This window comes from Synechococcus sp. HJ21-Hayes (assembly GCF_024345835.1).
Classification (GTDB): Bacteria; Cyanobacteriota; Cyanobacteriia; order PCC-6307; family Cyanobiaceae; genus Vulcanococcus.
In genome coordinates this window covers 119,956-144,482 of sequence record NZ_JAGQBW010000002.1, presented here as the reverse complement: position 1 = coordinate 144,482, position 24,527 = coordinate 119,956, and the positions used below count along the sequence as shown (strand labels likewise).

General features: G+C 64.9%; 25 protein-coding genes. 8 read left to right on the top strand and 17 right to left on the bottom strand.

The annotated features are described in order from the left end of the window. Window positions 1-5: 5 nt before the first annotated feature. On the bottom strand, window positions 6-491 hold the full coding sequence (locus KBZ14_RS02665) for a CRR6 family NdhI maturation factor (protein ID WP_255116753.1): 486 nt from the start codon (window positions 489-491) through the stop codon (window positions 6-8). Window positions 492-620: 129 nt separating this feature from the next. Here KBZ14_RS02665 and psaM point away from each other — a divergent pair, with 129 nt between their 5' ends. From psaM to KBZ14_RS02650, 3 genes are all read left to right on the top strand, one after another. After that, a complete protein-coding gene (gene psaM / locus KBZ14_RS02660; RefSeq protein ID WP_094590456.1) occupies window positions 621-725 on the top strand; it encodes a photosystem I reaction center subunit XII in 105 nt (34 codons plus the stop codon). A 154-nt stretch (window positions 726-879) separates the two neighbouring features. Continuing rightward, window positions 880-1,299, top strand: a complete 420-nt coding sequence (locus tag KBZ14_RS02655) for a hypothetical protein (protein ID WP_255116752.1) — start codon at window positions 880-882, stop codon at window positions 1,297-1,299. Window positions 1,300-1,325: 26 nt separating this feature from the next. Next, entirely contained in the window at window positions 1,326-2,324 is a 999-nt protein-coding gene (locus tag KBZ14_RS02650) for a protochlorophyllide reductase (RefSeq protein ID WP_255116751.1), read from the top strand. A 137-nt stretch (window positions 2,325-2,461) separates the two neighbouring features. Here KBZ14_RS02650 and bchL read toward each other — a convergent pair whose 3' ends face one another. The 5 genes from bchL to KBZ14_RS02625 form a co-directional block, all read right to left on the bottom strand. Beyond that, window positions 2,462-3,361 (bottom strand): ferredoxin:protochlorophyllide reductase (ATP-dependent) iron-sulfur ATP-binding protein, encoded by a 900-nt coding sequence (gene bchL / locus KBZ14_RS02645; RefSeq protein ID WP_255116750.1) that lies wholly within the window; start codon window positions 3,359-3,361, stop codon window positions 2,462-2,464. A gap of 193 nt (window positions 3,362-3,554) precedes the next feature. Next, window positions 3,555-5,189 carry a ferredoxin:protochlorophyllide reductase (ATP-dependent) subunit B gene (locus tag KBZ14_RS02640; RefSeq protein ID WP_255116749.1) on the bottom strand — a complete coding sequence of 545 codons (1,635 nt, stop codon included), beginning with the start codon at window positions 5,187-5,189 and terminating at the stop codon, window positions 3,555-3,557. 38 nt (window positions 5,190-5,227) lie between these two features. Then, entirely contained in the window at window positions 5,228-6,469 is a 1,242-nt protein-coding gene (locus KBZ14_RS02635) for a ferredoxin:protochlorophyllide reductase (ATP-dependent) subunit N (RefSeq protein WP_255116748.1), read from the bottom strand. 116 nt (window positions 6,470-6,585) lie between these two features. Continuing rightward, the gene (locus KBZ14_RS02630; protein WP_255116855.1) at window positions 6,586-7,290 is read right to left on the bottom strand and encodes a potassium channel family protein; all 705 of its coding nucleotides are present in this window, start codon (window positions 7,288-7,290) and stop codon (window positions 6,586-6,588) included. A gap of 59 nt (window positions 7,291-7,349) precedes the next feature. Beyond that, entirely contained in the window at window positions 7,350-8,759 is a 1,410-nt protein-coding gene (locus tag KBZ14_RS02625; protein WP_255116747.1) for a TrkH family potassium uptake protein, read from the bottom strand. A gap of 70 nt (window positions 8,760-8,829) precedes the next feature. Here KBZ14_RS02625 and KBZ14_RS02620 point away from each other — a divergent pair, with 70 nt between their 5' ends. Then, on the top strand, window positions 8,830-9,843 hold the full coding sequence (locus tag KBZ14_RS02620; RefSeq protein ID WP_255116746.1) for a CNNM domain-containing protein: 1,014 nt from the start codon (window positions 8,830-8,832) through the stop codon (window positions 9,841-9,843). Here the strand turns inward: KBZ14_RS02620 and KBZ14_RS02615 are convergent. The 4 genes from KBZ14_RS02615 to KBZ14_RS02600 all read right to left on the bottom strand — a co-directional run bounded on the left by KBZ14_RS02615 (window position 9,834) and on the right by KBZ14_RS02600 (window position 14,106). Next, window positions 9,834-10,313, bottom strand: a complete 480-nt coding sequence (locus KBZ14_RS02615; RefSeq protein WP_255116745.1) for a DUF2062 domain-containing protein — start codon at window positions 10,311-10,313, stop codon at window positions 9,834-9,836. The two genes, KBZ14_RS02620 and KBZ14_RS02615, sit on opposite strands and share 10 nt — an antisense overlap. Then, the gene (locus KBZ14_RS02610) at window positions 10,310-12,187 is read right to left on the bottom strand and encodes an APC family permease (RefSeq protein WP_255116744.1); all 1,878 of its coding nucleotides are present in this window, start codon (window positions 12,185-12,187) and stop codon (window positions 10,310-10,312) included. Before KBZ14_RS02610 ends, KBZ14_RS02615 begins: the two co-directional genes overlap by 4 nt. 118 nt (window positions 12,188-12,305) lie before the next feature. Continuing rightward, window positions 12,306-12,644: a P-II family nitrogen regulator gene (locus KBZ14_RS02605; RefSeq protein WP_255116743.1), complete on the bottom strand. Its 339-nt coding sequence runs from the start codon at window positions 12,642-12,644 to the stop codon at window positions 12,306-12,308. A gap of 10 nt (window positions 12,645-12,654) precedes the next feature. Next, the gene (locus KBZ14_RS02600; RefSeq protein WP_255116742.1) at window positions 12,655-14,106 is read right to left on the bottom strand and encodes an ammonium transporter; all 1,452 of its coding nucleotides are present in this window, start codon (window positions 14,104-14,106) and stop codon (window positions 12,655-12,657) included. A 182-nt stretch (window positions 14,107-14,288) separates the two neighbouring features. On the opposite strand from KBZ14_RS02600, the gene KBZ14_RS02595 reads away from it, so the two are divergent. Together KBZ14_RS02595 and KBZ14_RS02590 are read left to right on the top strand one after the other, a co-directional pair. Then, entirely contained in the window at window positions 14,289-17,078 is a 2,790-nt protein-coding gene (locus KBZ14_RS02595) for a cation-translocating P-type ATPase (protein ID WP_255116741.1), read from the top strand. Between the two features lie 46 nt (window positions 17,079-17,124). Continuing rightward, entirely contained in the window at window positions 17,125-17,298 is a 174-nt protein-coding gene (locus KBZ14_RS02590; RefSeq protein WP_255116740.1) for a hypothetical protein, read from the top strand. A 195-nt stretch (window positions 17,299-17,493) separates the two neighbouring features. Here KBZ14_RS02590 and KBZ14_RS02585 read toward each other — a convergent pair whose 3' ends face one another. Both KBZ14_RS02585 and KBZ14_RS02580 read right to left on the bottom strand, forming a co-directional pair. Continuing rightward, entirely contained in the window at window positions 17,494-17,757 is a 264-nt protein-coding gene (locus KBZ14_RS02585) for a hypothetical protein (RefSeq protein ID WP_255116739.1), read from the bottom strand. Window positions 17,758-17,869: 112 nt separating this feature from the next. Next, window positions 17,870-19,318 (bottom strand): ammonium transporter, encoded by a 1,449-nt coding sequence (locus KBZ14_RS02580; protein ID WP_255116738.1) that lies wholly within the window; start codon window positions 19,316-19,318, stop codon window positions 17,870-17,872. A gap of 367 nt (window positions 19,319-19,685) precedes the next feature. On the opposite strand from KBZ14_RS02580, the gene KBZ14_RS02575 reads away from it, so the two are divergent. Then, window positions 19,686-19,901 carry a DUF4278 domain-containing protein gene (locus KBZ14_RS02575; protein ID WP_255116737.1) on the top strand — a complete coding sequence of 72 codons (216 nt, stop codon included), beginning with the start codon at window positions 19,686-19,688 and terminating at the stop codon, window positions 19,899-19,901. A gap of 64 nt (window positions 19,902-19,965) precedes the next feature. Next, window positions 19,966-20,223 (top strand): hypothetical protein, encoded by a 258-nt coding sequence (locus tag KBZ14_RS15975; protein WP_488657333.1) that lies wholly within the window; start codon window positions 19,966-19,968, stop codon window positions 20,221-20,223. 20 nt (window positions 20,224-20,243) lie between these two features. Here the strand turns inward: KBZ14_RS15975 and KBZ14_RS02570 are convergent, their stop codons facing one another. Genes KBZ14_RS02570 through KBZ14_RS02550 form a run of 5 tightly spaced genes read right to left on the bottom strand, consistent with a single transcriptional unit; the run spans window position 20,244 to window position 24,446 of the window. After that, window positions 20,244-20,675, bottom strand: a complete 432-nt coding sequence (locus KBZ14_RS02570; RefSeq protein WP_255116736.1) for a FluC/FEX family fluoride channel — start codon at window positions 20,673-20,675, stop codon at window positions 20,244-20,246. After that, entirely contained in the window at window positions 20,672-21,064 is a 393-nt protein-coding gene (locus tag KBZ14_RS02565) for a fluoride efflux transporter FluC (protein WP_255116735.1), read from the bottom strand. The genes KBZ14_RS02570 and KBZ14_RS02565 overlap by 4 nt, the downstream gene beginning before the upstream one ends. A gap of 49 nt (window positions 21,065-21,113) precedes the next feature. Further along, the gene (zupT, locus tag KBZ14_RS02560) at window positions 21,114-21,920 is read right to left on the bottom strand and encodes a zinc transporter ZupT (RefSeq protein ID WP_255116734.1); all 807 of its coding nucleotides are present in this window, start codon (window positions 21,918-21,920) and stop codon (window positions 21,114-21,116) included. Window positions 21,921-21,950: 30 nt separating this feature from the next. After that, entirely contained in the window at window positions 21,951-23,042 is a 1,092-nt protein-coding gene (locus KBZ14_RS02555; RefSeq protein ID WP_255116733.1) for a calcium/sodium antiporter, read from the bottom strand. A 48-nt stretch (window positions 23,043-23,090) separates the two neighbouring features. Then, window positions 23,091-24,446, bottom strand: a complete 1,356-nt coding sequence (locus tag KBZ14_RS02550; protein ID WP_255116732.1) for a cation:proton antiporter — start codon at window positions 24,444-24,446, stop codon at window positions 23,091-23,093. Between the last annotated feature and the right edge of the window lie 81 nt (window positions 24,447-24,527).

The following is a 24,527-nucleotide window of genomic DNA, read 5'->3' as shown; positions in this document are numbered from 1 at the left end:
GTCGCTCAGGTCAGCCCCTCCCAGAAGCCAGCGTCCAGTTCAAACCCCAGCACAGCCGCCATCTGCTCGAGATTGCGGCGGCAGGTGAGGCCATGGCCCTGTCCCCAGGCATCGAGCTGGAACAGCCGGTGGGTCACCCACAGCTCAAGCGCTTCGGGGGCAAAGCGGATGCCTTCGGTGCGGCTGAAGCCATGGGGCAGCTGCATGGCCACGTGGCGCGTGAGCTGACCCCCACTGCGCTCCAGCACCAAGGGCAGCCAGGGATAGAGGGCATCAGCCCGCAGGCTCCAGAGCCGCAGTTCGGGGATCTCCGAGAGCTCACGGGGATCATCGGCCTGGCGCGGCCAGGTGAACTGCAGCTCCAGCTGGCCACTGAGCTCCAGCAGGGCCTCAGGCCTTAGCTCCGCCCAGCTCTGCAGCGCCGAGAGATCGCGCTGGTTCACCTGCTCGGCGGTGATGAGCACCGGCGCCTCGGGGAGAGGAGATGCCAAGACAACCCGTTCATCGATACCGGCGACCGTAGCGAGGGCGTGTCGAGCTGTGACAGGCCCGCGGCCTGATCTGGCCAGAACCCCTGAAGCCGAGAGAATGGACAGGACATTCTTTGCTCGGAACAGGTCATGGTTTCGTCCCTCACCCAGGCCGAAGTGCTGATTGCCCTGGTGGTGGCTGCCCATGCGGGCGTTCTCGCCGTTCGCCTGGCCGCCAGCCTGTATCGCGCCTGAGTCCCTTGATCGGTCGGATCTGACCTGCTAAAAGCGGGCCAGATCCGACCAACAGCCCCCCTTGACCCCCTCCCGGCCAGCCCAACCCTCTCAGCGGAGATCCGCCAGCCGGCAGTCAGGAGGTCATCGCGGTGTAAGCCTGCGCCCAGTTCGCGTGCCTCCGGGTCCAAGCACGCCCAACCCAGCGCCTGCGGCCACCGGTATTCGGCCCTCCACCCCCCACCAAGAACTCACCTGCAGTGCCATTGGCCTCGCCCTCAAGGTGGGCTTGGGTCTGGTGGCGGTGGTGAGCCTGGTGCGCCTTGCAGGTGCCTACCAAACCCGGCTTGAACGCCACGGTGAGATCTCCGCGGTGCTCAACATCCAGCAGGCCAAGCTGCTCAAGGCCCAGCATCGCTTCGACACGCTGTTTGCCGCTGGCGGTGAGCAGAAGCTGATCCAGGAGCAGGACCAGTGGATCGCCCCCAATCGCCTGCGGGTGGTGTGGCAGCAAGCTGACCAGGCGGCCCAGCGCCCATTTCCAACTGTTGAGCAGGCACCTGGCACCAGCGGGAAACCAGCGGCGCGTCCTTAGGTTGATGCGCGCGAGCGCCGGGCGTCATGGTTTCCAGTTCCAACAGCAATCCATCCACAACCGGAACGCCAGGAACCGTGTTGGTGACCGGCACCACCTCCGGGGTGGGGCTGAATGCGGTGAAGGCCCTCGTGGATCGGGGCTGGACGGTGATCACCGCCAACCGCGACCCCGTGCGGGCGGCCGCGGCGGCCGACTCGCTCGCCATCCCCTCGGAACGGCTCCACCACCTGCGCATCGACCTGGGTGACCTCGAGAGCGTGCGGGTTGGCGTGGAAACCCTGGTGGCCTCCATCGGCCTGCCCCTGGACGCCCTGGTGATCAACGCCGCCGTGTACAAGCCACGGCTGAAGCAACCGGAATGGTCGCCGCAGGACTATGAAATCTCGATGGCCACCAACCATCTGGGCCATTTTCTGCTGATCCAACTGCTGCTGCCCGATCTGCAGCGCTCTGGCCATCCCTCCCGCCGGGTGGTGATCCTGGGCACGGTGACGGCCAATTCCAAGGAACTGGGGGGCAAGATCCCCATCCCTGCCCCCGCCGACCTTGGCGATCTCTCCGGCTTCAAGGCCGGCTTCAAGGCTCCGATCGCGATGGCCAACGGCAAGCCGTTCAAGCCCGGTAAGGCCTACAAGGACAGCAAGCTCTGCAACATGATCACCACCCAGGAGCTGCACCGCCGGCTGCATGCCTCCACCGGGATCGTGTTCAGCTCCCTCTATCCGGGCTGTGTGGCCGATACGCCCCTGTTTCGCAACACGCCACGGGCCTTCCAAACCATCTTTCCCTGGTTCCAGAAGAACATCACTGGCGGCTATGTGAGCCAGGCCCTGGCGGGCGATCGGGTGGCCCAGGTGGTGGCCGATCCGGGCTTCTCCGCCTCCGGCGTGCACTGGAGCTGGGGTAACCGCCAGAAGAAGGATGGCACCCAGTTCAGCCAGGAACTCTCCGATCAGGCGAGCAACCCCGACACCGCCCAGGGGGTGTGGGAGCTCTCGATGAAGCTGGTGGGGTTGGCCTGATCGGCCGCACCGAGGGCCGCCTTCGGGATTCATCAAGACAAGCCCCAGCGATAGCGAGCAGCGAGACACACCCACGGGGTTGCACGTGTCCCGTCACCTGCGCTGGGGCCACGGGCGCCGCGGCGGCCACCTGGCGATCAGTCGAAACCCAGTAGGTCGAAAATCTCGCGATCCTTCAGGGATTCCGCCTCCAGGGGCTCCACGCTCTCCAGCATCCGGGCCGCCAACTTGAGATATTCCTGCTGCACCGCCTCCACCTCCGGCGTGGATTCCATCTCGAAGATGGTGCACTTCTTCAGGCGCGAACGACGAATCGCATCGAGATCGGGGAAATGGGCCATGGTCTTCATTCCCACCCGATCGTTGAAGCGATCGATCTGGTCCGTGTCCTTGCTGCGGTTGGCCACCACACCGCCCAGACGCACCTTGTAGTTCTTGGCCTTGGCCTGGATCGCCGCAATGATGCGGTTCATGGCAAAGATCGAGTCGAAATCATTGGCCGTCACGATCAGGCAATAGTGGGCATGCTGCAGGGGTGCAGCAAAGCCCCCGCACACCACATCGCCGAGCACATCGAAGATCACCACATCGGTGTCTTCGAGAAGGTGATGCTCCTTGAGTAGTTTCACCGTCTGGCCCGTCACATAGCCGCCACAGCCAGTACCCGCCGGAGGGCCACCCGATTCCACGCACATCACCCCGTTGTAGCCCTCGAACACAAAGTCTTCAGGGCGTAATTCCTCCGTGTGGAAATCCACGGTTTCGAGGATGTCGATCACCGTGGGCACCATCGACTTGGTGAGCGTGAAGGTGCTGTCGTGCTTCGGGTCACAACCGATCTGCAGAACCCGCTTACCGAGCTTGGAGAAGGCTGCCGAGAGGTTGGAAGAGGTGGTGCTCTTGCCAATGCCTCCTTTGCCGTAAACGGCAATCACTAGAGCCCCCTCTTCGATCGCCATGGCGGGGTCCTGGTGCACCTGAACACTGCCCTCACCATCAGGGCGCTTGATCTCAAGTGAAGGGAGTGTTGCTGTCATGCAAGGCGCTCGCCGGGGAACCCCGACGCACGGGACTAACTGATTCCATCCAACCGCTGCCAGGGACCCCATCAAGGCTTGAACGTGCAAAGCGAAACATGATCACTTCAGCCCATGCGGATCCACACACATGAGGATGGGTGAAAATACTTAAGCTGCTGCTGATGTGGGTGCATTCCAGCTAAGCAGCCGCTCATGAACTGAAGTGGGCCTTGGCCTCGTAGAGGGCTTCACTATCGATCTGGACTAGGCCCCGATCCCGGGCATAGGCCTCGGTGTTCTTGCGAACCTTGCCGCGCACAAAGAAGGGAATCTTGGCCAATTCCGCCTCGCCATCGGCACTCCACACCACGGCCCCATGGCCGGGGAGCACGCTCGCAACCGGCTCCGCCGCGGCTTGATCATCGGGCGGTTCCGGCTCTGCAGGTCTCGCCGGCGCGCTGGCCCCCTCGAGATGGCTGAGGTGACCATCCACGAATTCAAAGTCGTGGCGGAACATGCCGATCAGGTGTTCCTCGAGCCCCATCATCAGCGGATGCACCCAGGCATCGAAAATCACATTGGCCCCCTCCCACCCCATCTGGGGGGAATAACGGGCCGGCACGTCCTGCACGTGCAGTGGCGCGCTGATCACCGCGCAGGGGATGCCGAGGCGCTTAGCGCTGTGACGCTCCATCTGGGTGCCGAGCACCAGCTCCGGCGCCGCGGCCGCCATGGCCGCCTCCACAGCGAGGTAGTCGTCGCTGATCAGGGCTTCGAGGCCCAGCTCGGCCGCTGCGGCCCGCAGTTCGCGGGCCTGCTCGCGGCTGTAGCTGCCCAGCCCCACCACCTGGAAGCCCAACTCCCGGCTGGCGATGCGGGCGGCGGCGATGGCATGGGTGGCATCGCCAAAGATGAACACCCGCTTGCCAGTGAGATAGGTGGAATCCACCGAGCGCGAATACCAGGGCAGGCGCGAGCGCCGTTCGGCCTGGCAGGTGCCATCGGGGCCAGGCTCCAGTTCGGCGGGTAATTCCAGGCCCAGCAGATGGTGCAGCTCCCGCAGGAAGCTGGCGGTGGCCCCGATGCCGATCGGTACGGTGCGCACCGTGGCCATGCCGAAGCTGCGCTCCAGCCAGCTGCACACCGAACCCGCCACCTCCGGATAGAGGCACACGTTGGCATCGGCCGTGGGGATACGCAGCAGATCGGCGGGGCGGGCGCTCAGGGGCGCCACCACCGCCACCTCGATGCCGTAGTCCGCCAGCAGCGCCGTGATCTCCCGCACGTCATCGCGGCAGCGAAACCCGAGCAACGACGGCCCCAGCAGATTCACCCGTGGCCGCCGGCCCTCCTGCTGCCAGCGGCTGGGCGAGGGCTTGGCAAAGCCCGGCGGCGGCAGCTGGGGCTTGAGCAGGCCCCGCACCAGTTGGTAGAGGGTTTCAGCCGCACCCCAGTTCTCCTTCTTGGAGTAGGCCGGCAACTCCAGGCTCACCACGGGAATCCCACCCAGCTCCATGCCACCCGCCAGGGCACCGGGCTGGTCCTGAATCAGCTCGGCGGTGCAGCTCTCGCCCACCAGCAGGGCTTCCGGCTGGAAGCGCGCCACCGCCTCGCTGATCGAGCGCTTCACCAGTTCGGCGGTGTCGCCGCCCAGATCACGGGCCTGGAACGTGGTGTAGGTCACGGGGGGGCGCCGGTCGCGCCGCTCGATCATCGTGAACAGCAGATCGGCGTAGGTGTCGCCCTGGGGGGCATGCAGCACGTAGTGCACCCCCTCCATCGACGTGGCGATGCGCATGGCGCCCACGTGGGGCGGGCCTTCGTAGGTCCAGAGGGTGAGTTCCATCGGGGGGAGAGCAGGAGGGGGCGGAACTGAGGCGGCACTCAGGCAAACGAGAGGGCGGCGCGGCGGCGCAGGGAGCGGGCAAACAGCTCGGCCAGTTCGCCGGCCTGATCGCAGCCGTGGATGGGGCTGAACACCAGCTCGATCGACCACTTGGTGGCGATGCCCTCGGCCTCCAGGGGGTTGGCCAGGCCCAGGCCGCACACCACCAGATCGGGCCGCGCGGCGCGCACCCGCTCCAGCTGGCGCTCCACGTCCTGGCCTTCACTGATGCGGGTGCCCTCCGGCAGCAGGGCCAACTCGGCATCGAGCAGCTGGCGATCGAGGTAGGGGGTGCCCACCTCCACCAGCTCCATGCCGCACTCGCGCTGCAGGAAACGCCCCAGGGAGAGCTCCAGCTGGGAATCGGGCAGCAGGAACAGGCGTTTGCCCGCCAACAGCTCCCGGTGGGGAGCGATGGCGCGGCGGCCCCGCTCCACCAAGGGATCCAGCACGGCGGCCACCTGGGCCGGTGCCACTCCAAAGGCCTCCGCCCCCGCCGCCATCCAGGCCCGGCTGCCCTCCACGCCGAAGGGATAGGGAGCCGTCAACAGCCGCGCCCCGCGGTTCACCAGGGCCCGCGCCGTGGCCGAGAGGAACGGCTGGGCCAGCAGCACGCGGGTGCCGGGGCCGATCGGTGGCAGTTCGGTGGAACGGCGCGGCGGCAGGCTCGTGACCACCGGAATCCCCAGGCGGCCGAACAGCTGCACCAGCCGGTCTTCGACCGCATCGGCCAGGGTGCCCACGATCAGCAGCTGCTCCACAGCGCTGCTGGGCATCAGCGGTACCATCGCCAAGAGGGCCTGGTCTTCCCCCTGGGTGAAGGTGGTTTCGATGCCACTGCCGCTGTAGTTGAGCACCTTCACCCGGCCGGCCAGCTGGGTGTTGAGGCGCTCGGCGGCCTTGGCCAGATCGAGCTTGATCACCTCGCTGGGGCAACTGCCCACCAGAAACAGGGTGCGGATCTCCGGGCGTCGCACCAACAGATCGCTCACCAGCCGGTCGAGCTCCTCATTGGCATCCGCCAAGCCGGCCAGGTCGCGCTCCCCAAGGATCGCGGTGCCGAAGCGGGGCTCGGCAAAGATCATCACGCCGGCAGCGCTCTGCACCAAGTGGGCACAGGTGCGGGAGCCCACCACCAGGAAAAAGGCATCGGGCATGCGCCGGTGCAGCCACACGATCGAGGTGAGGCCGCAGAACACCTCCCGCTGGCCGCTCTCCCGCAACAACTCGGTCTGAACCATGGGCGGCGATGCCGCGGGGGGTCGCCTACAGGCCTAGCCAGACTCGGCCTGAGGACCACGGCTCGCGCCGGTTGTCTTCGGGATCAGGGGCCAACGCCGCTCGCCGGCGCTGCTGCTCAATCCGGCGGCAGGGCCCTGAGGGCCTCACTGGAGCCCATCACCACTAAGAGTTCGCCCTCCTGCAGCACATGGGAGGCCGGCGGGTTCACGTGCAACTGACCGGCCGGGCCGGCCGCCAGCACGCTCACGTTGTAGTGCTTGCGCAGGTTGAGATCCCGCAGCGAGTGGCCCACGAACCCGCGGGGCACCTTGATCTCTTCAATGCTGTTGCGATCGTCGAGGCGCAACTGCTCCAGCAGGTTGGGGCGCACCAGCTCCATGCCGAGGCGCTGGCCCTGCATCTTCGAGGGGAACACCACGCGATCGGCCCCCACCCGGTAGAGCATCTTGAGGTGCAGATCGCTGGTGGCGCGGGCGATCACCTGGCGCACCTTGGTGCCGGGTGCGTCCTTACAAATCAGGGTGGCGGTGATGCTGGCCTCAATGGGTTCACTGATGGCCACCACCACGGTGGTGAGATCGAGCACACCGGCGGCCCGGAGAGCCTCCTCATCGGTGCAGTCCACCACCCGAGCTTCGATGGCCGGGTCGATCTGGCGGAGCTCATCGATGGCCCGCTGGCTCGAATCGATCGCCAGTACATCGGCACCGGCCCGGAGCAGTTCAGCGCACACCGAGGAGCCGAAGCGACCCACGCCAATCACGGCAAATCCACCCGGTTGGCTCTCGCCCTCAGCCCCCCACTGCCACCACTGGTTCACGGGTCTGATTCCATCGCTCACACAACAGTTCTAAGCGGTCGGGAAGCGCGGGGTGCCCCTCACACGTACAGATCCTCGCGGGGGTAACCCACCCGCTGCTGGGGCCGATGGCCGTAGAGCGCCGATAGCAGCAGCAGGATGCCAATCCGCCCCACGAACATGCCCACCATCAGCACCAGCTGACCCCAGCGGTTGAGGTTGGCGGTGACCCCCAGATCGAGCCCCACGGTGCCAAAGGCCGACACGCAGGTGAACAGCTTCTCGAGAAAACTGAAGGACTGGTGACCCGGCAAGCCACCGGCGGTGGGGCCAATACCCAGCAGCAGAGCCATTAACACCACGAACAGCACCGAGGCCAGGGTGACCCCCACGGCCCTCAGCACCGTGCCATCGGGAATCTGGCGGCGGTGGAGCAGCACGTTGTCACGCCCCTGCAGGGTGGAGCGGGTGGCCCCCATCAGGATGGCAAACGTGGTGGTTTTGATGCCGCCGCCGGTGCCCCCGGGGCTGGCCCCGATGAACATCAACACGATCATCAGCAGCAGACCCGCATCCGTGATCACCTCTGCCGAGAGGGGGATGGTGTTGAACCCAGCCGTGCGGGTGGTGACCGACTGAAACAGCGTGATCTGCAGCTTCTGCCAGAGGCTGTAGTTGCCCATGGCCGCGGCATCGAAGCCGAAGTGTTCCGTAACCAGCAACCCCAGGGCTCCCAGCACGATCAGTACCACCGTGGTGCGTAGCACCAGGCGGGTGTGCAGGCTGAGGCGGCGCAGGCGCTGCAGGCGCAGGCGATTCACCCAGAGATCGTTGGTAACGCGCCAGCCAATGCCGCCGATCACGATCATGGCGGCGATCACCGCGTTCACCACCGTGTTGTCGCGGTAGGCCTCAAGGTTCTTGGCCCAGAGGCCGAAACCAGCGTTGTTGTAGGCACTGATCACGTGGAACATCGAGGCCCAGAGCCTCTGACCTGGATTGGCGATGTCGGTGAAGCCAAAGGCATAGAGCACCACCGTTCCCAGACCCATCACACAGGTGGCAGTGAGCAGGATGTTGTTGAAGGTGGGACCAATCCCCCCCACGCCGAATTCATCGAGGGCGCGGCCACGGTCGAGGCGGCGGCGCAGGCCGGAGCGGCCCTGCACAAAGCCTTGCAGGAAGGTGGTGATGGCCATCAGGCCCAGGCCCCCGGTCACGATCAGTCCGGAGAGCACGATCTGGCCCAGCAGGGTGAGGTCGCGGTCCACCACGATGATCGAAAGGCCCGTCACCGTGATGGCGGAGGTCACCGTGAACAGCGCCTGCCACAGCCCCACATCGTCGCTGGAGCACAGCGGGGAAGCCAGCAGAAAGGTGCCCACCACGATCACCAGCAGGCCCGTCACAACGGTGAACTGGGGCACCGTGAGCTGATGGCGCCAACGCTGCAGAGCTGACAGCGCGTTGGGCAGAGGGGCTTGGGTCATCCAGCCGCTACGGGTTTAATCCCCAAACCGTAGGTAAGGTCCGGTCCAACCCGAAAGGCCATGCCTGCCCATGAACCCGATCGTTGTGCTCATCGTCCTAGGGGCGGTGATCCTGGTGGGTTCGGCGATCGCCACGGGAGTGGAGGCCGCCATCCTCACGGTGAGTCCGATCCAGGTGCACACCCTCACCCAACAACGGGTGCCGGGATCCCGCGCCCTGGAACGGATCAAGGCGCGGCCCGGACGGGCGCTCGCCCTGCTGGTGGTGGCCAACAACCTGTTCAACATCTCCGGCTCGATGCTGCTGGGCAGCCGGGCCGATGAGGTGTTTCACGGCGGCTATGGCGGCGCCATGGGCCTGGTGATCTTCAACGTGGTGTTCACCCTGCTGGTGATCCTGTTTGCCGAGATCCTGCCCAAGGCCATCGGCAACAGCTTCGCGATGCCCATCTCTCTGGTGGCCTCCAGGGCCCTGCTCATCCTGGAGCGGCTCAGCCTGCCGGTGCTGCTGCTCCTGGAAAAACTGATGCCCGCGATCACAGCGGAGGCCGAGCTCACCACCAACGAGCGGGAGATCCACCTGATGGCCCGGCTGGGCTCCCAGCAGGGACAGATTGAGGCCGATGAGGCGGCCATGATCGGCAAGGTGTTCGCGCTCAACGACCTCACGGCGCGCGACTTGATGGTGTCGCGGGTGGCCACCCCCTCCCTGGCGGGGGCCACCACCCTGGCCTCGGCCCAGGAGGAGATCCTCGCCGCCCCGGAAGATGCCTGGTGGGTGGTGCTTGGCGAGGAGGTGGATGAGGTGCTGGGGGTGCAGAGCCGCGAGGTGGCCCTCACCGAGCTGTTGCGGGGCCATGGAGAATCCTCGGTGAGTGAGCTCTGCGAAGCACCTCAGTTCGTGCCGGAGATGATCCGCGCCGACAGGCTGCTCACCACCTTCCGCCGGGGCGACAAGACCTCCGTGCGCGTGGTGGTGGATGAATTCGGGGCCTTCGTGGGGTTGGTAAGTGCCGCCGACATCCTCGGGGTGCTGGCGGGTTGGAAACGGGTGCAGACCGAGCCCGGCGGCCCTCAGAGCTGAGAGCGGGGCACCTGCCGCCGCAGGGACAGCCAATAGAGCCCACTCACCACCAGGGCACTGATCAGGCCCACCAGGGTGGAGCCCAGCAGCAGCCGGCTACTGAAGGCTGCCCCCAGATCCCAGAGGGCCCCCTCCTTGATCTGATCGAGCGAGGGGAAGCCTGGGCCCGCCCCCAGGAGCCAACTGCCCACCTGATAGTTGAACCAGTAGAGGGGCAGCGAAGTGAGCGGATTGCTGATCCAGGTGCCGGCGGCCGCTAGCAGGTGATTGCCGCGCACCAGGCTGGCCAGGGCCACGCCGAGCACGATCTGCAGCCCGAAGAAGGGGTAGCAGCCGGTGAACACGCCGGCGGCTAGCCCACGAGCCCGCTCGCCATGGCTGCCCTCATGGCGCCAGAGCCAGATCAGCCGTTGCTTCAGCAGCCGCAACCACGACTTGTGGCGGAGTCGCCGCGCCCGCCTGCGGGTCATAGGTAGAAGCCCACGGTGGTGACCACCCGGGTGCCCTGGGCCCGCAGGGCGCTGCGCAGGGCAATCGTGCTCTGGTTGTGGAGCAGGTTCTCCCAGCGATGCCGGGTCACGAACACCGGCAGCACCACGGTGCAGAAGCGATCGCGATCTTTTTTGTGCTGACTCTCGAACTGCTGCACAAACTGCACCACCGGATCGATCAGGGAGCGGTAGGGAGACTCGAGCACCACCAGAGGGATCTCGGGCAGTTGGCGCTGCCACTGCTCCTGAAAGGCCTGCGCTTTGCCCAGGCCCAGATCCACATGCACAGCCACCAGATCCCTGGAAATAGTGCGGGCGTAGCGCACGGCTTCGAAACTGCCGCGGTGCAGCTGACCCACCAGCACCACCACGGGGGCGCCCCCGCCGGCCGGAGCCGGGGGCAGGGTGAGTTTTTTATCCGTGGCCAGGCGCAGCCGTTTGGACACACTGCGGTAGTGGCTGTGGATGGTGAGGAACAGGCACACCAGCAGCGGCACGGCCACCACCACCAGCCAGGCCCCTTGGCTGAATTTGCTGTAGAGCAGCACGCCTGTGACCACTGCGGTGACGGCACTGCCAAACCCGTTCACCAAGGCCTTTCCCAGCCAGCCACTGGAGTGTTCCTTCCACCAATGCACCACCATCCCGGCCTGGGAGAGGGTGAAACTGAGAAACACCCCCACGGCATAGAGGGGAATCAGCCGGGTCACGCTGCCGCCAAAAGCCACCAGCAACACAGCGGCAAAGCCACTGAGGGCCAGGATGCCGTTGCTGAACACCAGCCGATCGCCCAGGGAGGTGAGCTGCCGGGGCAGATAGCCATCCTGGGCCAGGAAATTGGCCAGGCGGGGGAAATCGGCGTAGGCCGTGTTGGCCGCCAACAGCAGGATCAACAAGGTGGACAGCTGCAGGATCAGCAGCAACGGCCCATTGCCAAACACCTGCTCGCCCAGCTGGTAGAGCAGGGTTGGTCCGTGCTCCACGTACACCGCCCCCAGGTGATGGGCCAGCAGGCTGATGCCGCCAAACATGGTGGCCAAGAGCAACACCATCACGGTGAGCACGCGGCGGGCGTTCTTCCACTCGGTGGGGCGAAAGGCCATCACCGAATCGCTGATCGCTTCAATCCCGGTGAGGGCCGCACAACCGGAACTGAAGGCGCGCATCAGCAACACTCCCCCTACGGCCATCAGCGCACCGCCGTGCTCCTGGGTCATCACCAGGTTCTGCTCCGCCGCGGGCATGGAGGGCAACGCTCCGGCCCACACCTTCACGCCACCGGCCACCAGCAGGGTGAACACTGCGGCCATGAACACGTAGGTGGGCAGGCTCAGGATCTGGGCACTGGAGCGCACCCCCCGCAGGTTGGCCACCATCAGCACCACCACGGCCGCCAGGCAGAGGGGCACACGCAGGCTGTCCAGCTCAGGGACATAGGACGTGAGGGCGGCAATGCCCGCTGCCGTGCTCACCGCCACGGTGAGCACGTAGTCGATCGAGAGCGAGGCACCGGCCACCAATCCGGCCAGATCGCCCAGGTTCTCGTGGGACACCCGGTAGGAGCCTCCCCCCTGGGGATAGGCCTTGATGGTCTGCCGGTAGCTGATCGCCACGATCACCATCAGGGCAATGATCAGCCCCGTGATCGGCAGGGTGAAGCCCAACCCCACCGCACCGGCCATGCCCAATACCAGCACGATCTCTTGGGTGGCATAGGCCACCGACGAGAGGGCATCGGAACTGAGGATCGCCAGGGCCTCGGCGTTGGTGAGGCGCTCTTCAGCGTGGGCACTTGTGGGCAGGGGCGCCCCCACCAGAGCCGCCTTGAGCCGATCCAAACGAAAGCGGGGCATGCAGGGAGATCACTTCCCAGGCAACAGGCCTTGACGCTACGCCTGCTGATCGATCACAGCAAAAAGCCCCTCGCCGAAGGCCAGGGGCTTTGGGGAGCGATCCCGAAACGAGCTGCCCTCAGATGGCCGCTTCGCCACGATCGCCGGTGCGGATGCGCACCACCGTGTCCACGGAGGTCACGAAGATCTTGCCGTCGCCGATGTCACCGGTTCGAGCCGCCTCCGTGATGGCCGTGAGCGCCGCCTCCACCTTGTCGTCGGAAACGACGGTGGTGATGCGGACCTTCGGCAGAAAGTCCACCGTGAACTCGTTGCCGCGGTAGCGCTCCACCTGGCCCTTCTGACGGCCGAAGCCGCGTACATCGTTGATGGTCATGCCCACCACGTCGATGGCGACGAGGGCGGTTTTGACGGCATCCACCTTGGAGGGGCGGATGACAGCAGTGATCTGTTTCATGGCTGCCGTCTCAGTAGGTCATGGGGTCGTAAGCCTCTTCGCCATGGGCAACGAAGTCGAGGCCGCGCTCTTCCTCGGCAGGAGTGACGCGCAGCCCCACTACAGCACCCACGATCCAGAGAATGATGGCCGTGCCGATGCCCACGAAGCCGTAGGAAATCAGAACAGCTTTGATGTGGGCCACAAACAGGGCAGCGTTGCCACCGTTGGCGAGGATCTCGGCAGACTTGGGGAAGTAATCGGCCGGCACCAGGGCCGGAACCGCCAGGAGGCCGGTGAGCAGGGCCCCAACGGTGCCACCCACGCCGTGGACGGCATAGGCATCCAGGGAGTCGTCGAACTTGATGGCAGCCTTCACCTGAACGGCGATGTAGCAAGCCGCAGAGGTGGCAATGCCGATGATCAGGGCCTGGGGCATGTACACAAAGCCCGCCGCGGGAGTGATCCCCACCAGCCCAGCCACGGCGCCGGTGGCAGCACCCACGGCCGTGGGTTTGCCATCACGGAACCACTCGATCAAACACCAGGTGAGCATCGCGGCCGAGGCCGAGAGGGTGGTGGCAAGGAAGGAGAAGCCAGCGCCTTTGGCGGCGAAATAGCTGGCGCCGTTGAAGCCGAACCAGCCAAACCACAACAGGCCAGCACCCAGCAGGATGAAGGGCACGTTGTGGGGTGGGCGCTTGCTATCGGGGTAGTTGGTGCGAGGTCCCACAATTGCCGTGGCCACCAGGGCAGCAACACCAGCGGCGATGTGCACAACGGTGCCGCCGGCGAAGTCGATGGCGCCGATCTCACCGAAGGGGCCGAGATAACCGCCACCCCACACCATCTTGCACATGGGGCAATAGATGAAGAGGCTCCACAGCAGCGAGAACCAGAACCACGCCTTGAAGTTGATGCGCTCCACGAGGGCACCAGAGATCAGGGCCGGCGTGATGATCGCAAACATGCCCTGGAACAGGGCAAAGGAAGACGCCGAAATTGCGAAGCCATCGGCCAGGGGTGCATCACCCAGTTCACCGCCAACGCCATTCAGCCACATCTGGCCAAGACCGCCGATGAAGGGGCTGCCAAAGCCGGTATCGAAGGAGAGGGAGTAGCCGAGCACCACCCACACAACCCCGATGAGCCCCATGAGGAAGAAGCTCATCATCATGGTGTTGAGCACGTTCTTGGCGCGGGTGAAGCCGCCGTAGAAGAACGCCAGGCCTGGGGTCATCAGCAACACCAGCGCCGAACCCATCAGCATCAGCAGGGTGTCCGCACCATCGGTGGGCACCTTGGCCAGGGCCGCCTTGGCCGAGCCGGCCATCAGGGGCAGTAGGCCTGCACCAGCGGCGAGCAACATCACCGCGTAGCGCTTGAGCTCAGGCTCCTGAACGCGCGCTAACGCCTTAGTACGGAAGCGATCAAAAACGGCCAGTGGTGTAGGACCACCGCCCGCCAGGGGGACATGGGCCATGTCGGGGAGCAACCTCTCTTGTCTTTCGCTCTTAGACCCTCCACCCTCACGGTGTCCCGCCCTGTATCCGTCGCAACGATTTTCCCCAGGGAATGAGCTCAAATCAACTCCATAGCCCTTGGGTCTCGCCGCTGGCGGCTGACCAGCCCTGAATTCGCTCGCCCTATGGTCGATTCGACAGCATGTGGGGCTCGGGGCTCCTTCCACGATTGACCCGTCCAACTCCAACCGCCTGGCATGCCCTCACTGGCGAAGGCTGCCTGGAGCGGTTGCAGGCCAGTGGCAAGGGCCTCAGCACGGCCGAATCCGCCCGCAGGCTGGCGGACTGCGGCCCCAACCGGCTGGAACTGGCGACTGGCCGGAGCAGCTTGCAGATCCTCTGGGATCAATTCAGCAATGTGATGCTGATCATGTTGCTGGCGGTGGCGGCCGTGTCAGCGGCCGTGTCGCTGCATCAGCAAGAGTTTCCGAAGGATGCCATTGCGATCCTCGTGATCGTGGTGCTCAATGGCCTACTGGGTTACTTGCAGGAGAGCAAGGCCCAACAGGCGCTGCTTGCCCTGCGGGATATGGCCCAACCCATGGTGCAAGCCCGCCGGGATGGCACCTGGGATCGACTCTCCAGCGATCTGCTGGTTCCCGGCGATGTGATTCGCCTCGAGGCCGGCGACCGGGTTCCCGCCGATGCACGCCTGCTGGAGGTGGCCGACCTGGGGGTGCGTGAAGCGGCCCTCACCGGCGAAGCCGAAGCGGTGTTCAAACAGGCCAGCCTGGTGCTGGAAGCAGAAACCCCTGTTCTGGAGCGCCAGAACTGCCTGTTCCAGGGCACGGAGGTGGTGCGGGGCCGTGGCCTGGCGGTGGTAACCGCCACGGGCATGGACACCGAACTGGGACAAATCGCCGAACTGATCAACACCGCAGGCGGCGAGAGCACCCCACTTCAGGAACGGCTCGATGGCCTCGCCAAGGTGCTGGTGGGTAGTGCCCTGGTGTTGGTGGCTGTTGTGGTGCTGCTGGGCTGGTTGCTCGGCCAGCCCCTGCTCAATCTGCTCGAGGTGTCCCTGTCGATGGCGGTGGCCATCGTTCCTGAGGGTCTACCCGCGGTGATCACCGTGACCCTGGCCATCGGCACCCAACGGATGGTGCGGCGGGCCGCGTTGATCCGCCGTCTGCCGGCCGTGGAGGGGCTGGGCTCGGTAACGGTGATCTGCTCCGACAAAACCGGCACCCTCACCCAGAACCGCCAGGTGGTGCAGGAACTGCGGGTGGGCTCTGAATCGGTGGTGGTGGCCGGGCAGGGCTACGAACCGGTGGGAACCATGACCACAACCGCCCTGGTGCCGCCGGTGGGCGTGACCCCCGGCAGCCCGGCAGGCGCCAGCCAACTGCTGCTCCAGGCCGGTGTGCTTTGCAGCGATGCCGAGCTCAAGCGGGACGCGGATGGCCGTTGGGACATCTTGGGGGACCCCACCGAAGGAGCCCTGGTGGTGGTGGCGGCAAAAGGCGGAATCGATGGCTTTGAGCTGCGCAGCCACTACCGCCGCTCAGCCGAAATCCCCTTCAGCTCTGAACGCCAATTGATGGCCGTGTGGGTTGATGATCCCAGTGGCCAGCTACAAGCGCCTCTCGGTGGCACTGCCAGCGGCTCTTCGCGATTGCTGATCAGCAAAGGCGCCCCTGAGGTGATCATTGGGCACTCCGATCGCTGGATCGATGGCTCCGGCGTGGTGCCGCTCAGCGACGAGCAGCGCCAGTGGTGGCTGGACCAGGCCCGGGAGCTCGCGGCCTCCGGCCTGCGGGTGCTGGGCTTCGCCTGTGCTCCCCATCACCAGAGCCCGGAGCATGAGCTCGATGGCCAGGTGCTGCTGGGCCTGATGGCCCAGTTGGATCCAGCACGACCGGAAGTGGGTGAGGCCGTGGCCACCTGCCGCGAGGCGGGCATCCGGCCGGTGATGATCACCGGCGATCACCCCCTCACCGCCAGGGCCATTGGAGCGGCCATCGGCCTGAGCAGCGCCGACAGCGAAGTGGTGCTCGGCCGGGAACTGGAAGCCTGCGACGACGCCCAACTGCGGGATGTGGTGGCCCGTTGCAGCGTCTATGCCCGGGTTCCTCCCGAGCAGAAGCTCCGGATCGTGAAGGCCCTTCAGGCCAACGGCCAGGTGGTGGCCATGACCGGCGACGGCGTCAATGACGCCCCGGCCCTGAAACAGGCCCACATCGGTGTGGCCATGGGCATCACCGGCACGGAGGTGAGCAAGGAGGCCGCCGATATGGTGCTGCTCGACGACAACTTCGCCACCATCGTGAATGCGGTGGAGGAAGGGCGGCTCGTGTACGCCAACATCCGCCGCTTCGTGAAATACATCCTGGGCAGCAATGTGGGCGAGCTGATCACAATCGCCGCCGCCCCGCTCGTGGGGCTGCTCGGGGTTCCGCTCACGCCCCTGCAGATCCTCTGGATGAATCTGGTGACAGACGGCGTTCCAGCCCTCGCCCTGGCGCTGGAACCGGGAGAGGAGGGCTTGATGCAACGCGCTCCCGCTGAGCCCGGTGAATCGATCTTTGCCCGCGGCATCGGCAGCTACATCCTCAGGGTTGGCGTGGTGTTTGCCGTGATCGTGATCGCCCTGATGCTGTATGCCTCCCGGCAGGAGGCCCCCTGGCAAACCATGGTGTTCACCACCCTTTGCCTGGCCCAGATGGGCCATGCCCTCTCGGCCCGCAGTGACCTGCCGCTGATCCAGGTGGCACCCTTCTCCAATCCCTGGTTGCTCTGGGCGGTGGCCCTCACCACAGGCCTGCAACTGCTGCTTCTCTATGTGCCATCGCTGGCACGGTTCTTCGGCACCACCCCCCTGAGTGGCCATGACCTGCTGATCTGTGTGGGCTTCAGCCTGCTGTTCTTCCTCTATCTGGAAGTGGAGAAGCTCTGGCGTCTCTGGCGCCGCAAGGCCAGCGCCGACGCGTAGGAGACTGGAGGCTGGGGCTGAACTACGGCATCTCCCTCAGCCTCCGGTGCGCTGGAGATCTCACAGCACTGGCTGGCTGATGGGGTTGCTGGTGTTTCCCGTGCCGGGGCTCAACACGCTTCTCCAGCCGTGGCTGGCGACGCTCAACGGCACCCTCCAGGAACGGCGCTACCACGAGCACGCTGAACGGCATCACAAGCAGAGGCACCAGCACCAGTAATCCTCCCCAGTGCCGATCCAGCCACCCCAGGACTGTGGGAGTGGGGGCTTGGGGCAGGATGCGGCCACAGGTGCTGCAGATCAGCCGCGGCGGGTGATCTGCAGTTTTGGAAACCAGGCGGGCACCACAGAAGGGACAGGCCAACGCAATCAACAGGTGGAGCCAAACCCAGGCTGCCAGACCGTTGCTGGCGTGTCAGCGGGCTTGGGCCCGTGTTGCGATCTGAGCGGCGGCCTGGCTTTGGCCATGGGCACCGCCGTGGCGGAGAGCATCCGTGGCTGCCATGCCAAGGGCCAAGGGCAACACCAGGAGCGTTCCCACCAGCACAGACCAGGAGCTCAGGGGGTTGGCCCACCGCTGGGGGGAATGCAGATCGATCCTCGGCCGGCCACACTGGCAGCAGCAGAGGGTGCCTTCCACCTTGGTAATCAGGTGCTCACCACAGTGGGGGCAGGACATCGAACGATCACCCTTGAATTAGAAATCCTGCCGAAGCAGGACGCATCCAACTGTTCAAAGCAAACAAAAAGCGCCCGCCTCTGGCGGGCGCTTGGAGCCTGGGGCCAATGGCCTATTTGGCAGAGGCGAAATCGGGATAGGCCTCCATGCCGTGCTCGCCGATATCGAGACCTTCGATCTCTTCCTTCTCGGTGACGCGGATGCCACCAAAGATCGCTCCGATGATCGACCAGACGATCCAGGAGGAAACGATCGCGAAGATCGCGAAGGCCAGCACACCCACGATCTGGATACCGAGCTGGCTGAAGCCATGGCCGGTGAGCAGACCCTTATCGGTGTTGAACAGCCCCACGGCCAGGGTTGCCCAGATGCCGCAGGTGCCGTGCACGGAGAACGCACCCACAGGATCGTCGATCTTGAGGCCGTCGATGAAGGCCACTGAGAACACCACCAGGATGCCGGCGATGAAACCAACAACCCAGGCAGCAGGCATCGAGAAGCCGTCGCAGCCCGCAGTAACACCCACCAAACCGGCCAGGATGCCGTTGATGGTCATGGTGAGATCCGGCTTGCCACCAGTGAACTGGCTGAGCAGGGTGGCGGAAATGCCGCCACCGGCGGCACCGAGGGTGGTGGTTACGGCGATGTAAGGAACTTCCGGCGCCATGGACAGCCAGGAGCCGGGGTTGAATCCATACCAACCGAGCCAGAGGATCAGGCAACCCAGGGTGGCGATCGCCAGGTTGTGGCCGGGGATGGCCTGGGGCTTGCCATCGCTGAACTTGCCGATGCGAGGTCCAAGCAGGATGGCCCCAATCAAGCCAGCCCAGGCACCGAAGGAGTGCACCACGGTGGAGCCGGCGAAATCGATGAAGCCCAGCTTGTTGAGCCAGCCCTCACCCACGTTCCACTGCCAGGATCCTGAGATGGGATAGAGAATGCCCACCAGCACCAGCGAGAAGATCACGAACTCGCCAAACTTGATGCGCTCAGCCACCAAGCCGGAAACGATCGTGGCGGCGGTGCCAGCAAAGGCAGCCTGAAAGAGGAAATCAACGCTGGGTACCAGCTTACCCTCAGTCACCATCTCCGGAGTGACGGTGGGATCGAAGAACAGGCCACCAAACTTGAACCAGCCGGGGATGATCCAATCGGCGTTGTACATCACCTTGTAGCCAATGAACCAGTAGGCCGTCACCGCTAGGGCGAAGACGATCAGGTTTTTGGCAAGGATGTTAACGGCATTCTTCTGGCGGCACATCCCGGCTTCCACCATGGCGAAGCCGGCGTTCATGAAGATCACCAGAGCGGCGCAGATCAACAGGAACATGTTGTTGGCCAGGAAGGCCGGTGTGAGCTCGGGCAGCTCAGCGGCATGGGCCGACAGGTTGAACAGACCCAGGCCCAGTAGGGCGATGGGAATGCAGGCCAGCCAGGTGAGCGTGCGGCTGGAGGACAACCCCCGAATCTTGCGAAGCAGCAGTTCGGGGGCATCCAACAGGCTCGCTTCCTGCAAACTCCGCGGCTGGCGGCGCCGCGGGGCAGGCGAGGCAACAGTCATGAAGGGAAATGGCTGTGGGGGGATGGCGGATCTAACGCCATTGGAGGCGAATCATTCGCCAAAGCGGTGCACAGTTCCGTTCGATCGGATACAAAACCTGCAATCCGCACCACAGGGCCGCCATCACAGAGAAAGGCTTTCGAGCCAAGAACGTTCATGCCCGCACAAGAACAACGAGCACGGGATGAAGAAATGGACGAACTGTTCAGCACGAACATCCTTGACGCGTTAGAAATGCATTGAAGGACAAAACGTTGGGTGAGCCGCCTGCGGGCCCTGGTTCACCGGAAGTAGCCCACCGCAAGGCGAAGCAACGCTCCTTCCCACGAAGCGGACATCCCATCCAATCCTTCGAGGCCCGAAGACCATGACCAAACTCCAATACCGCGGCGTCGCCTACGACACCGCCCAGCACGAACAGCTCACCAGCCAACCGGTGGAGCACACCTACCGCGGCCAGCACTTCAATGCGCCCCTGCGCCACGAAGCCGCTGCCTCCGACACGGAAGTGGAACTCCAGTACCGCGGCCACACCTACCACCACCGGGCCGCTGAAGCCGCCCAACAGGTGAACCAGGGCTGATCCCAACCGGAACCTGGCGCTTCCGTAGCAACGGCCACGACACAAACCCCTTGCTGCGTCGTCAATGGGTGCAGCAAGGGGGTTTTTCATGGATCTGGCAATGGCAGGAGTTGGCAGCTCTTACCGCCTAGTGCCCACGTCTGTGCTGGGGTTGGCTTGGCTTCAAACCCACTTCGAAATCAACACCTGGGAGCTGATCTGTTCCGGCGCGGTACGCCTCCAAGCTGCCTGCGTTGAGGAGCTCTGCCGCGATGCCAGCCAAGCGGGCCTGGCCGTGTTCCGGATTCCAGCAGTGGAGCTTATTCCCAGTCACGGCAGCTGAGCACGAGGTTCTTTTGGGCCTCACTCACGCCTGAAGCGGCGAGCCAGGCCATAGCCCAACACCACCAGAACAAGGCCCCCTACAAGGCTCAGCACCAGAACGGCCAGGGCTTTGCTGGGGTGTCCGCCATCCAAAGCCCTGGCTAACTCCAGCATCCAGGAGGAAAACGTGGTGAGAGAACCACAAAACCCGATGGCGGCCCAGAGATAGAGGCGTGCTCGGCGGGGAGGCTGCGCCACCAACATGCCGATCAGCAGGCAGCCGATCATGTTGGCCAGGAAGTCGGCCCCCACCAGGCCCGGCAGGCCACCGACCACCTGTTCGCCGGCCTGCTCCAAGTGCCAGCGCAGCAGAGCCCCTGGGATTGCCCCGGCAGCCACCAGCCCCAGTTGGCTGAGTTCCTCCTCCAGCTTGGAGCTTCGGGCACCTTGCTCTGACCTGTTGCTGCTCATGCCCCACCTCCCAGAGTCAGCCCTGCCTTCATCGCCAGAAGACCTCCCGCCACAGAGCCCAGCACCAACACCAGGGCCTCCCGCCAGAGCCGTTGCCGGAGCACGGCATGCAACTCGGCGATGAAGGTGGAGAAGGTGCTGAAACTACCGAGGAAACCGGTGCCAAGAATCAGCAGCACGCGCTTGGCTGCCTCGCCACAGCTCTCTTCCAGCCCCACCAGCAAACCCAGGGCAAAGCAGGCGATCACATTCACCCCAAAGGTGCCCCAGTGCTTGCGCGGCAACATGGGCTCGAAGTGATCCACAACGCGGTAGCGCAGCCAGGCGCCGGGCACGGCACCCAGGGCCACTAGGAAGGCGGCGGAGGCAGGGGGAAGAACTTGACTCACGCAGCCGCGGCGGACAGGGTTGCAGGCAATCAAGCGATCCTGGCAGGGTTCAGGCCAGCGCCACAAGGCTGAGCGCCATCACGGCCATGCCCGCCATCAAGCTGCCAATAGCGAGGCGATGCTCGCCGTAATCCTTGGCGGCCGGCAGCAGTTCATCCAAGGACACGTAGACCATCACTCCCGCCACAGCAGCGAACACCAACCCGAAGGCCAGCGGATTCGGGAACGAGCGGAACATGAAGTAACCGGCCAGCCCCCCCACCGGTTCAGCCAAGCCCGACAGGAACGACACCCAGAAGGCCTTGGCTCGGCTGCGGGTGGCAAAAAACACGGGTGCCGAAACGGCCAGGCCCTCCGGGATGTTGTGGATCGCAATGGCTACCGCGATGCTCATCCCCAGCTTGGGGTTGGATAGGGCGCCGAGGAAGGTGGCCAACCCCTCGGGAAAGTTGTGGATGCAGATGGCCAAGGCAGAAAACACACCCATGCGCAGGAGCCTGCGGCGCCGGGGGGCATCGTCGCTGCTGGGTCGCAGCTCATCGTGCAAGGCAGCGGCTGGTGCATGGGCTGGCAGCAGGGCATCCACCAGGCCCATCAGCACAATGCCCGCAAAAAAGGCCAGCACCGTGGAGGCGTAGCCCAGGCGTAGCCCCAGCAAGGGCTCAAGCGAGAGCCGCGCCTTGGGCAGAATCTCCACCAGCGACACATACACCATGGCCCCGGCCGAAAAGCCGAGGGACAAGGTGAGGAACTGGGAACTGAAGCGGCGGGAGCTCAGACCAATCAGGCTGCCAATCCCCGTGGACAGACCAGCCAGACAGGTGAGCCCCAGGGCAAGAAGACTCTGGTCAGCCAAGGAGAGGGATCATGAGCGCCGCAGAGCGGATCATGACTGAGCCGTGGCCCCCCGGCGCAACTGACGCCAGCGCAGGGATCCCCAGGCGAGAAACACCAGCAGGAGCGGCAACACAGCCACCAGCACCACCAGGCGGAATTCATCGGCCGCCGCCGGCACCGAATTGCTGAGGATCTGCTCCACCAGATAGAGGCCGTAGAGGGCCACCAAGATGCCGCCCTCCAGGCGGGTGATCACGCCACCGCTCCAGAAAATCGGCAAACAGGCCAGGGTGGTGGCCACCATGATCGGGAAATCGCGGCTGATCATCACAGGGTCCACCCCAAGTCCGCGGCCGCCGGACACCAACCCGCAGAGGCCCAGGATCACCAGCTGGTTGAGCAGGTTGCTGCCCACCACGTTGCCAATGGCCAGATCGGCCTTACCCCGGTAGGCCGCCACCAGGGAGGTAACGAGCTCCGGCATCGAGGTGCCAGCGGCCACGATGGTGAGGCCAATCACGGTTTCGCTCACGCCCAGGCCTAGGGCAGCGGCGGTGGCACCCTTCACCAACAACTGGGAGCCGAGCACCAGCAATCCCAAACCTGCAGCGAGCTTGGCGGCAGCCACGGGTGGTGGTGCAGCCCCTTCGGTATCGAGATCGTCTGCGGCTTCGGCTGGCTCCTCCTTGGCGCTCCGCACCTCCCAGAGGAGATTGATCACCGTGCCGGTGATCAGGGCCAAGCCCGCCACCCAGGTGAGCCGGCCACCGGAGGCCATGCCCCAGGTGGCCATGGACACGCCCAGGAGCAGGGGCACATCGCGCTTCACCAGGCGGCTCTTGACCCGCAGGGGCATCACCAGCGCACTGGCGCCGAGCACCACCAACACATTGAAGATGTTGGAGCCCACCACGTTGCTCACGGCAATGGCATCGCCGCTGCCGCCTTGGATGGTGGAGAGCAGGCTCACGAACAGCTCGGGGGCGCTGGTGCCCATCGACACCACGGTGAGACCAATCACGATCTGGGGAATCCCCAGCAGCAGAGACAGGGCCACCGATCCGGCGACAAACAACTCGCCCCCGCCAAAGAGCAGCAAGATCCCCACCAGGATCTCGAGGGCACTGAACGAAAAGCTCATCGGCGCGGCGGCAGTGGGCTGATTATGCAGAGCTGTTGGCGGCTTTAGTCAGGACGTCACATCCACCAGGGTTGGATTGCCCCCCTCGGGCGTAGCTGGAATCACGAGCCGCAGCAGGATGGGTGCCAGGAAGGTGGTGCCGATCACCATCAGCAAAATGGCTGCCTCCAGAGCAGGCGTGAGGATGCCTGCCTGGCTACCGAGACCCAGAAAAATCAGGCCCACTTCGCCGCGGGGCATCATGCCCAGCCCCACCACCAAGCGGTTGGTGGGTTCTTTGCTGAGGTAGCTCCAGCCGGCAGCCACCTTGCCGGCCATGGCCACCACCAGCAGGAAGCCAGCCACGATCAGGCCCTCCCGATTGGCGGGATCGAAGGGGTTGAGCACCGAAAGGTCAAGGCTGGTGCCGATCAGCACGAAGAACACGGTGGCAAAAAGAGCCACCAAGGGCTTCACCGCAGCATCGATGTCGTGGGTGTGCTTCGAGGCGCTGAGGATCAACCCAGCGGCGAAAGCGCCCAGGGCCGCCTCCAGGCCGATGGCCTGGGCGGCAAAGCAGCAGAGGGTGAGCACCACAAAGCTGGCAACGGCCACATCGCCAGGGGCCTTGAGCTGATCCACTACCCAATCGAAGGCAGGTGCGGCAGTGCGGCTGAGCACTAGGGCCACCGCCACAAACGCCACCGCCGCCAGACACAACTTCAATACCGGGCCGAGGCTGAAGGCACCACCACCCACGATGGCCACCACCACCGCCAGGATCACGATCCCAATGATGTCGTCAAGCACGGCGGCGCCGATCACGATCTGGCCTTCCTTGCGCTTGAGCCACTTGAGCTCGCCAAACACGCTGGCGGTGATGCCGATCGAGGTGGCCGTCATGGCGGCCCCAGCAAACACGGCCGGAATCAGTGGCACGTGAAAGAGAAAGTAGAGGCCTGCCGTACCCAGGGCAAAGGGCAGAACCACACCAGCCACGGCAACCGTGGTGGCCTGAACGCCCACGGCCACCAGCTCATCGAGCTCGCTCTCCAGACCCGTGAGAAACAACAGGGCGAAGAGCCCCAACTGGGACACCGCCTGCAGGCTGGGGAAGGTGTGGTTGTAGATCTCGCCCACCGCAGTAGGGCTGATCTCCGCTAAGGAACCGAGTAGGGACAGAACTGTTTGGCTGATCTGGGCTTGGGTGTCTGGCGGCACAATGAGGTGCAGGCCTGAGATACCGATCAGCACCCCGGCAACGAGCTCGCCAAGGATGGTGGGCAGCTGCAGGCGCACCATCACTTCGGCAATGGCCCGGGCGGCGATAAAAATCACCACAAAACGCCCCACCTGAATGAGGGTTTCCGCCACCTCGAGCTGGTGAGAGCTGATCTCCAGCAACACCGGAGAGATCGGAAACATATGGAACGGGCGTAGTGGGGGGGTTATAGGGACGGCGCACTGGCTGTTGGGGCGGAGCAGGCCACAAATCCAGGTCATCGC

Bases quoted from the DNA above. Each gene is read 5' to 3' on its own strand.
- psaM (WP_094590456.1), top strand. From the start codon at position 621: ATGGTTTCGTCCCTCACCCAGGCCGAAGTGCTGATTGCCCTGGTGGTG.
- KBZ14_RS02650 (WP_255116751.1), top strand. From the start codon at position 1,326: ATGGTTTCCAGTTCCAACAGCAATCCATCCACAACCGGAACGCCAGGA.
- bchL (WP_255116750.1), bottom strand. From the start codon at position 3,361: ATGACAGCAACACTCCCTTCACTTGAGATCAAGCGCCCTGATGGTGAG.
- KBZ14_RS02640 (WP_255116749.1), bottom strand. From the start codon at position 5,189: ATGGAACTCACCCTCTGGACCTACGAAGGCCCGCCCCACGTGGGCGCC.
- KBZ14_RS02635 (WP_255116748.1), bottom strand. From the start codon at position 6,469: ATGGTTCAGACCGAGTTGTTGCGGGAGAGCGGCCAGCGGGAGGTGTTC.
- KBZ14_RS02625 (WP_255116747.1), bottom strand. From the start codon at position 8,759: ATGACCCAAGCCCCTCTGCCCAACGCGCTGTCAGCTCTGCAGCGTTGG.
- KBZ14_RS02620 (WP_255116746.1), top strand. From the start codon at position 8,830: ATGAACCCGATCGTTGTGCTCATCGTCCTAGGGGCGGTGATCCTGGTG.
- KBZ14_RS02615 (WP_255116745.1), bottom strand. From the start codon at position 10,313: ATGACCCGCAGGCGGGCGCGGCGACTCCGCCACAAGTCGTGGTTGCGG.
- KBZ14_RS02610 (WP_255116744.1), bottom strand. From the start codon at position 12,187: ATGCCCCGCTTTCGTTTGGATCGGCTCAAGGCGGCTCTGGTGGGGGCG.
- KBZ14_RS02605 (WP_255116743.1), bottom strand. From the start codon at position 12,644: ATGAAACAGATCACTGCTGTCATCCGCCCCTCCAAGGTGGATGCCGTC.
- KBZ14_RS02600 (WP_255116742.1), bottom strand. From the start codon at position 14,106: ATGGCCCATGTCCCCCTGGCGGGCGGTGGTCCTACACCACTGGCCGTT.
- KBZ14_RS02595 (WP_255116741.1), top strand. From the start codon at position 14,289: ATGTGGGGCTCGGGGCTCCTTCCACGATTGACCCGTCCAACTCCAACC.
- KBZ14_RS02585 (WP_255116739.1), bottom strand. From the start codon at position 17,757: ATGTCCTGCCCCCACTGTGGTGAGCACCTGATTACCAAGGTGGAAGGC.
- KBZ14_RS02580 (WP_255116738.1), bottom strand. From the start codon at position 19,318: ATGACTGTTGCCTCGCCTGCCCCGCGGCGCCGCCAGCCGCGGAGTTTG.
- KBZ14_RS02575 (WP_255116737.1), top strand. From the start codon at position 19,686: ATGACCAAACTCCAATACCGCGGCGTCGCCTACGACACCGCCCAGCAC.
- KBZ14_RS15975 (WP_488657333.1), top strand. From the start codon at position 19,966: ATGGGTGCAGCAAGGGGGTTTTTCATGGATCTGGCAATGGCAGGAGTT.
- KBZ14_RS02570 (WP_255116736.1), bottom strand. From the start codon at position 20,675: ATGAGCAGCAACAGGTCAGAGCAAGGTGCCCGAAGCTCCAAGCTGGAG.
- KBZ14_RS02555 (WP_255116733.1), bottom strand. From the start codon at position 23,042: ATGAGCTTTTCGTTCAGTGCCCTCGAGATCCTGGTGGGGATCTTGCTG.
- KBZ14_RS02550 (WP_255116732.1), bottom strand. From the start codon at position 24,446: ATGTTTCCGATCTCTCCGGTGTTGCTGGAGATCAGCTCTCACCAGCTC.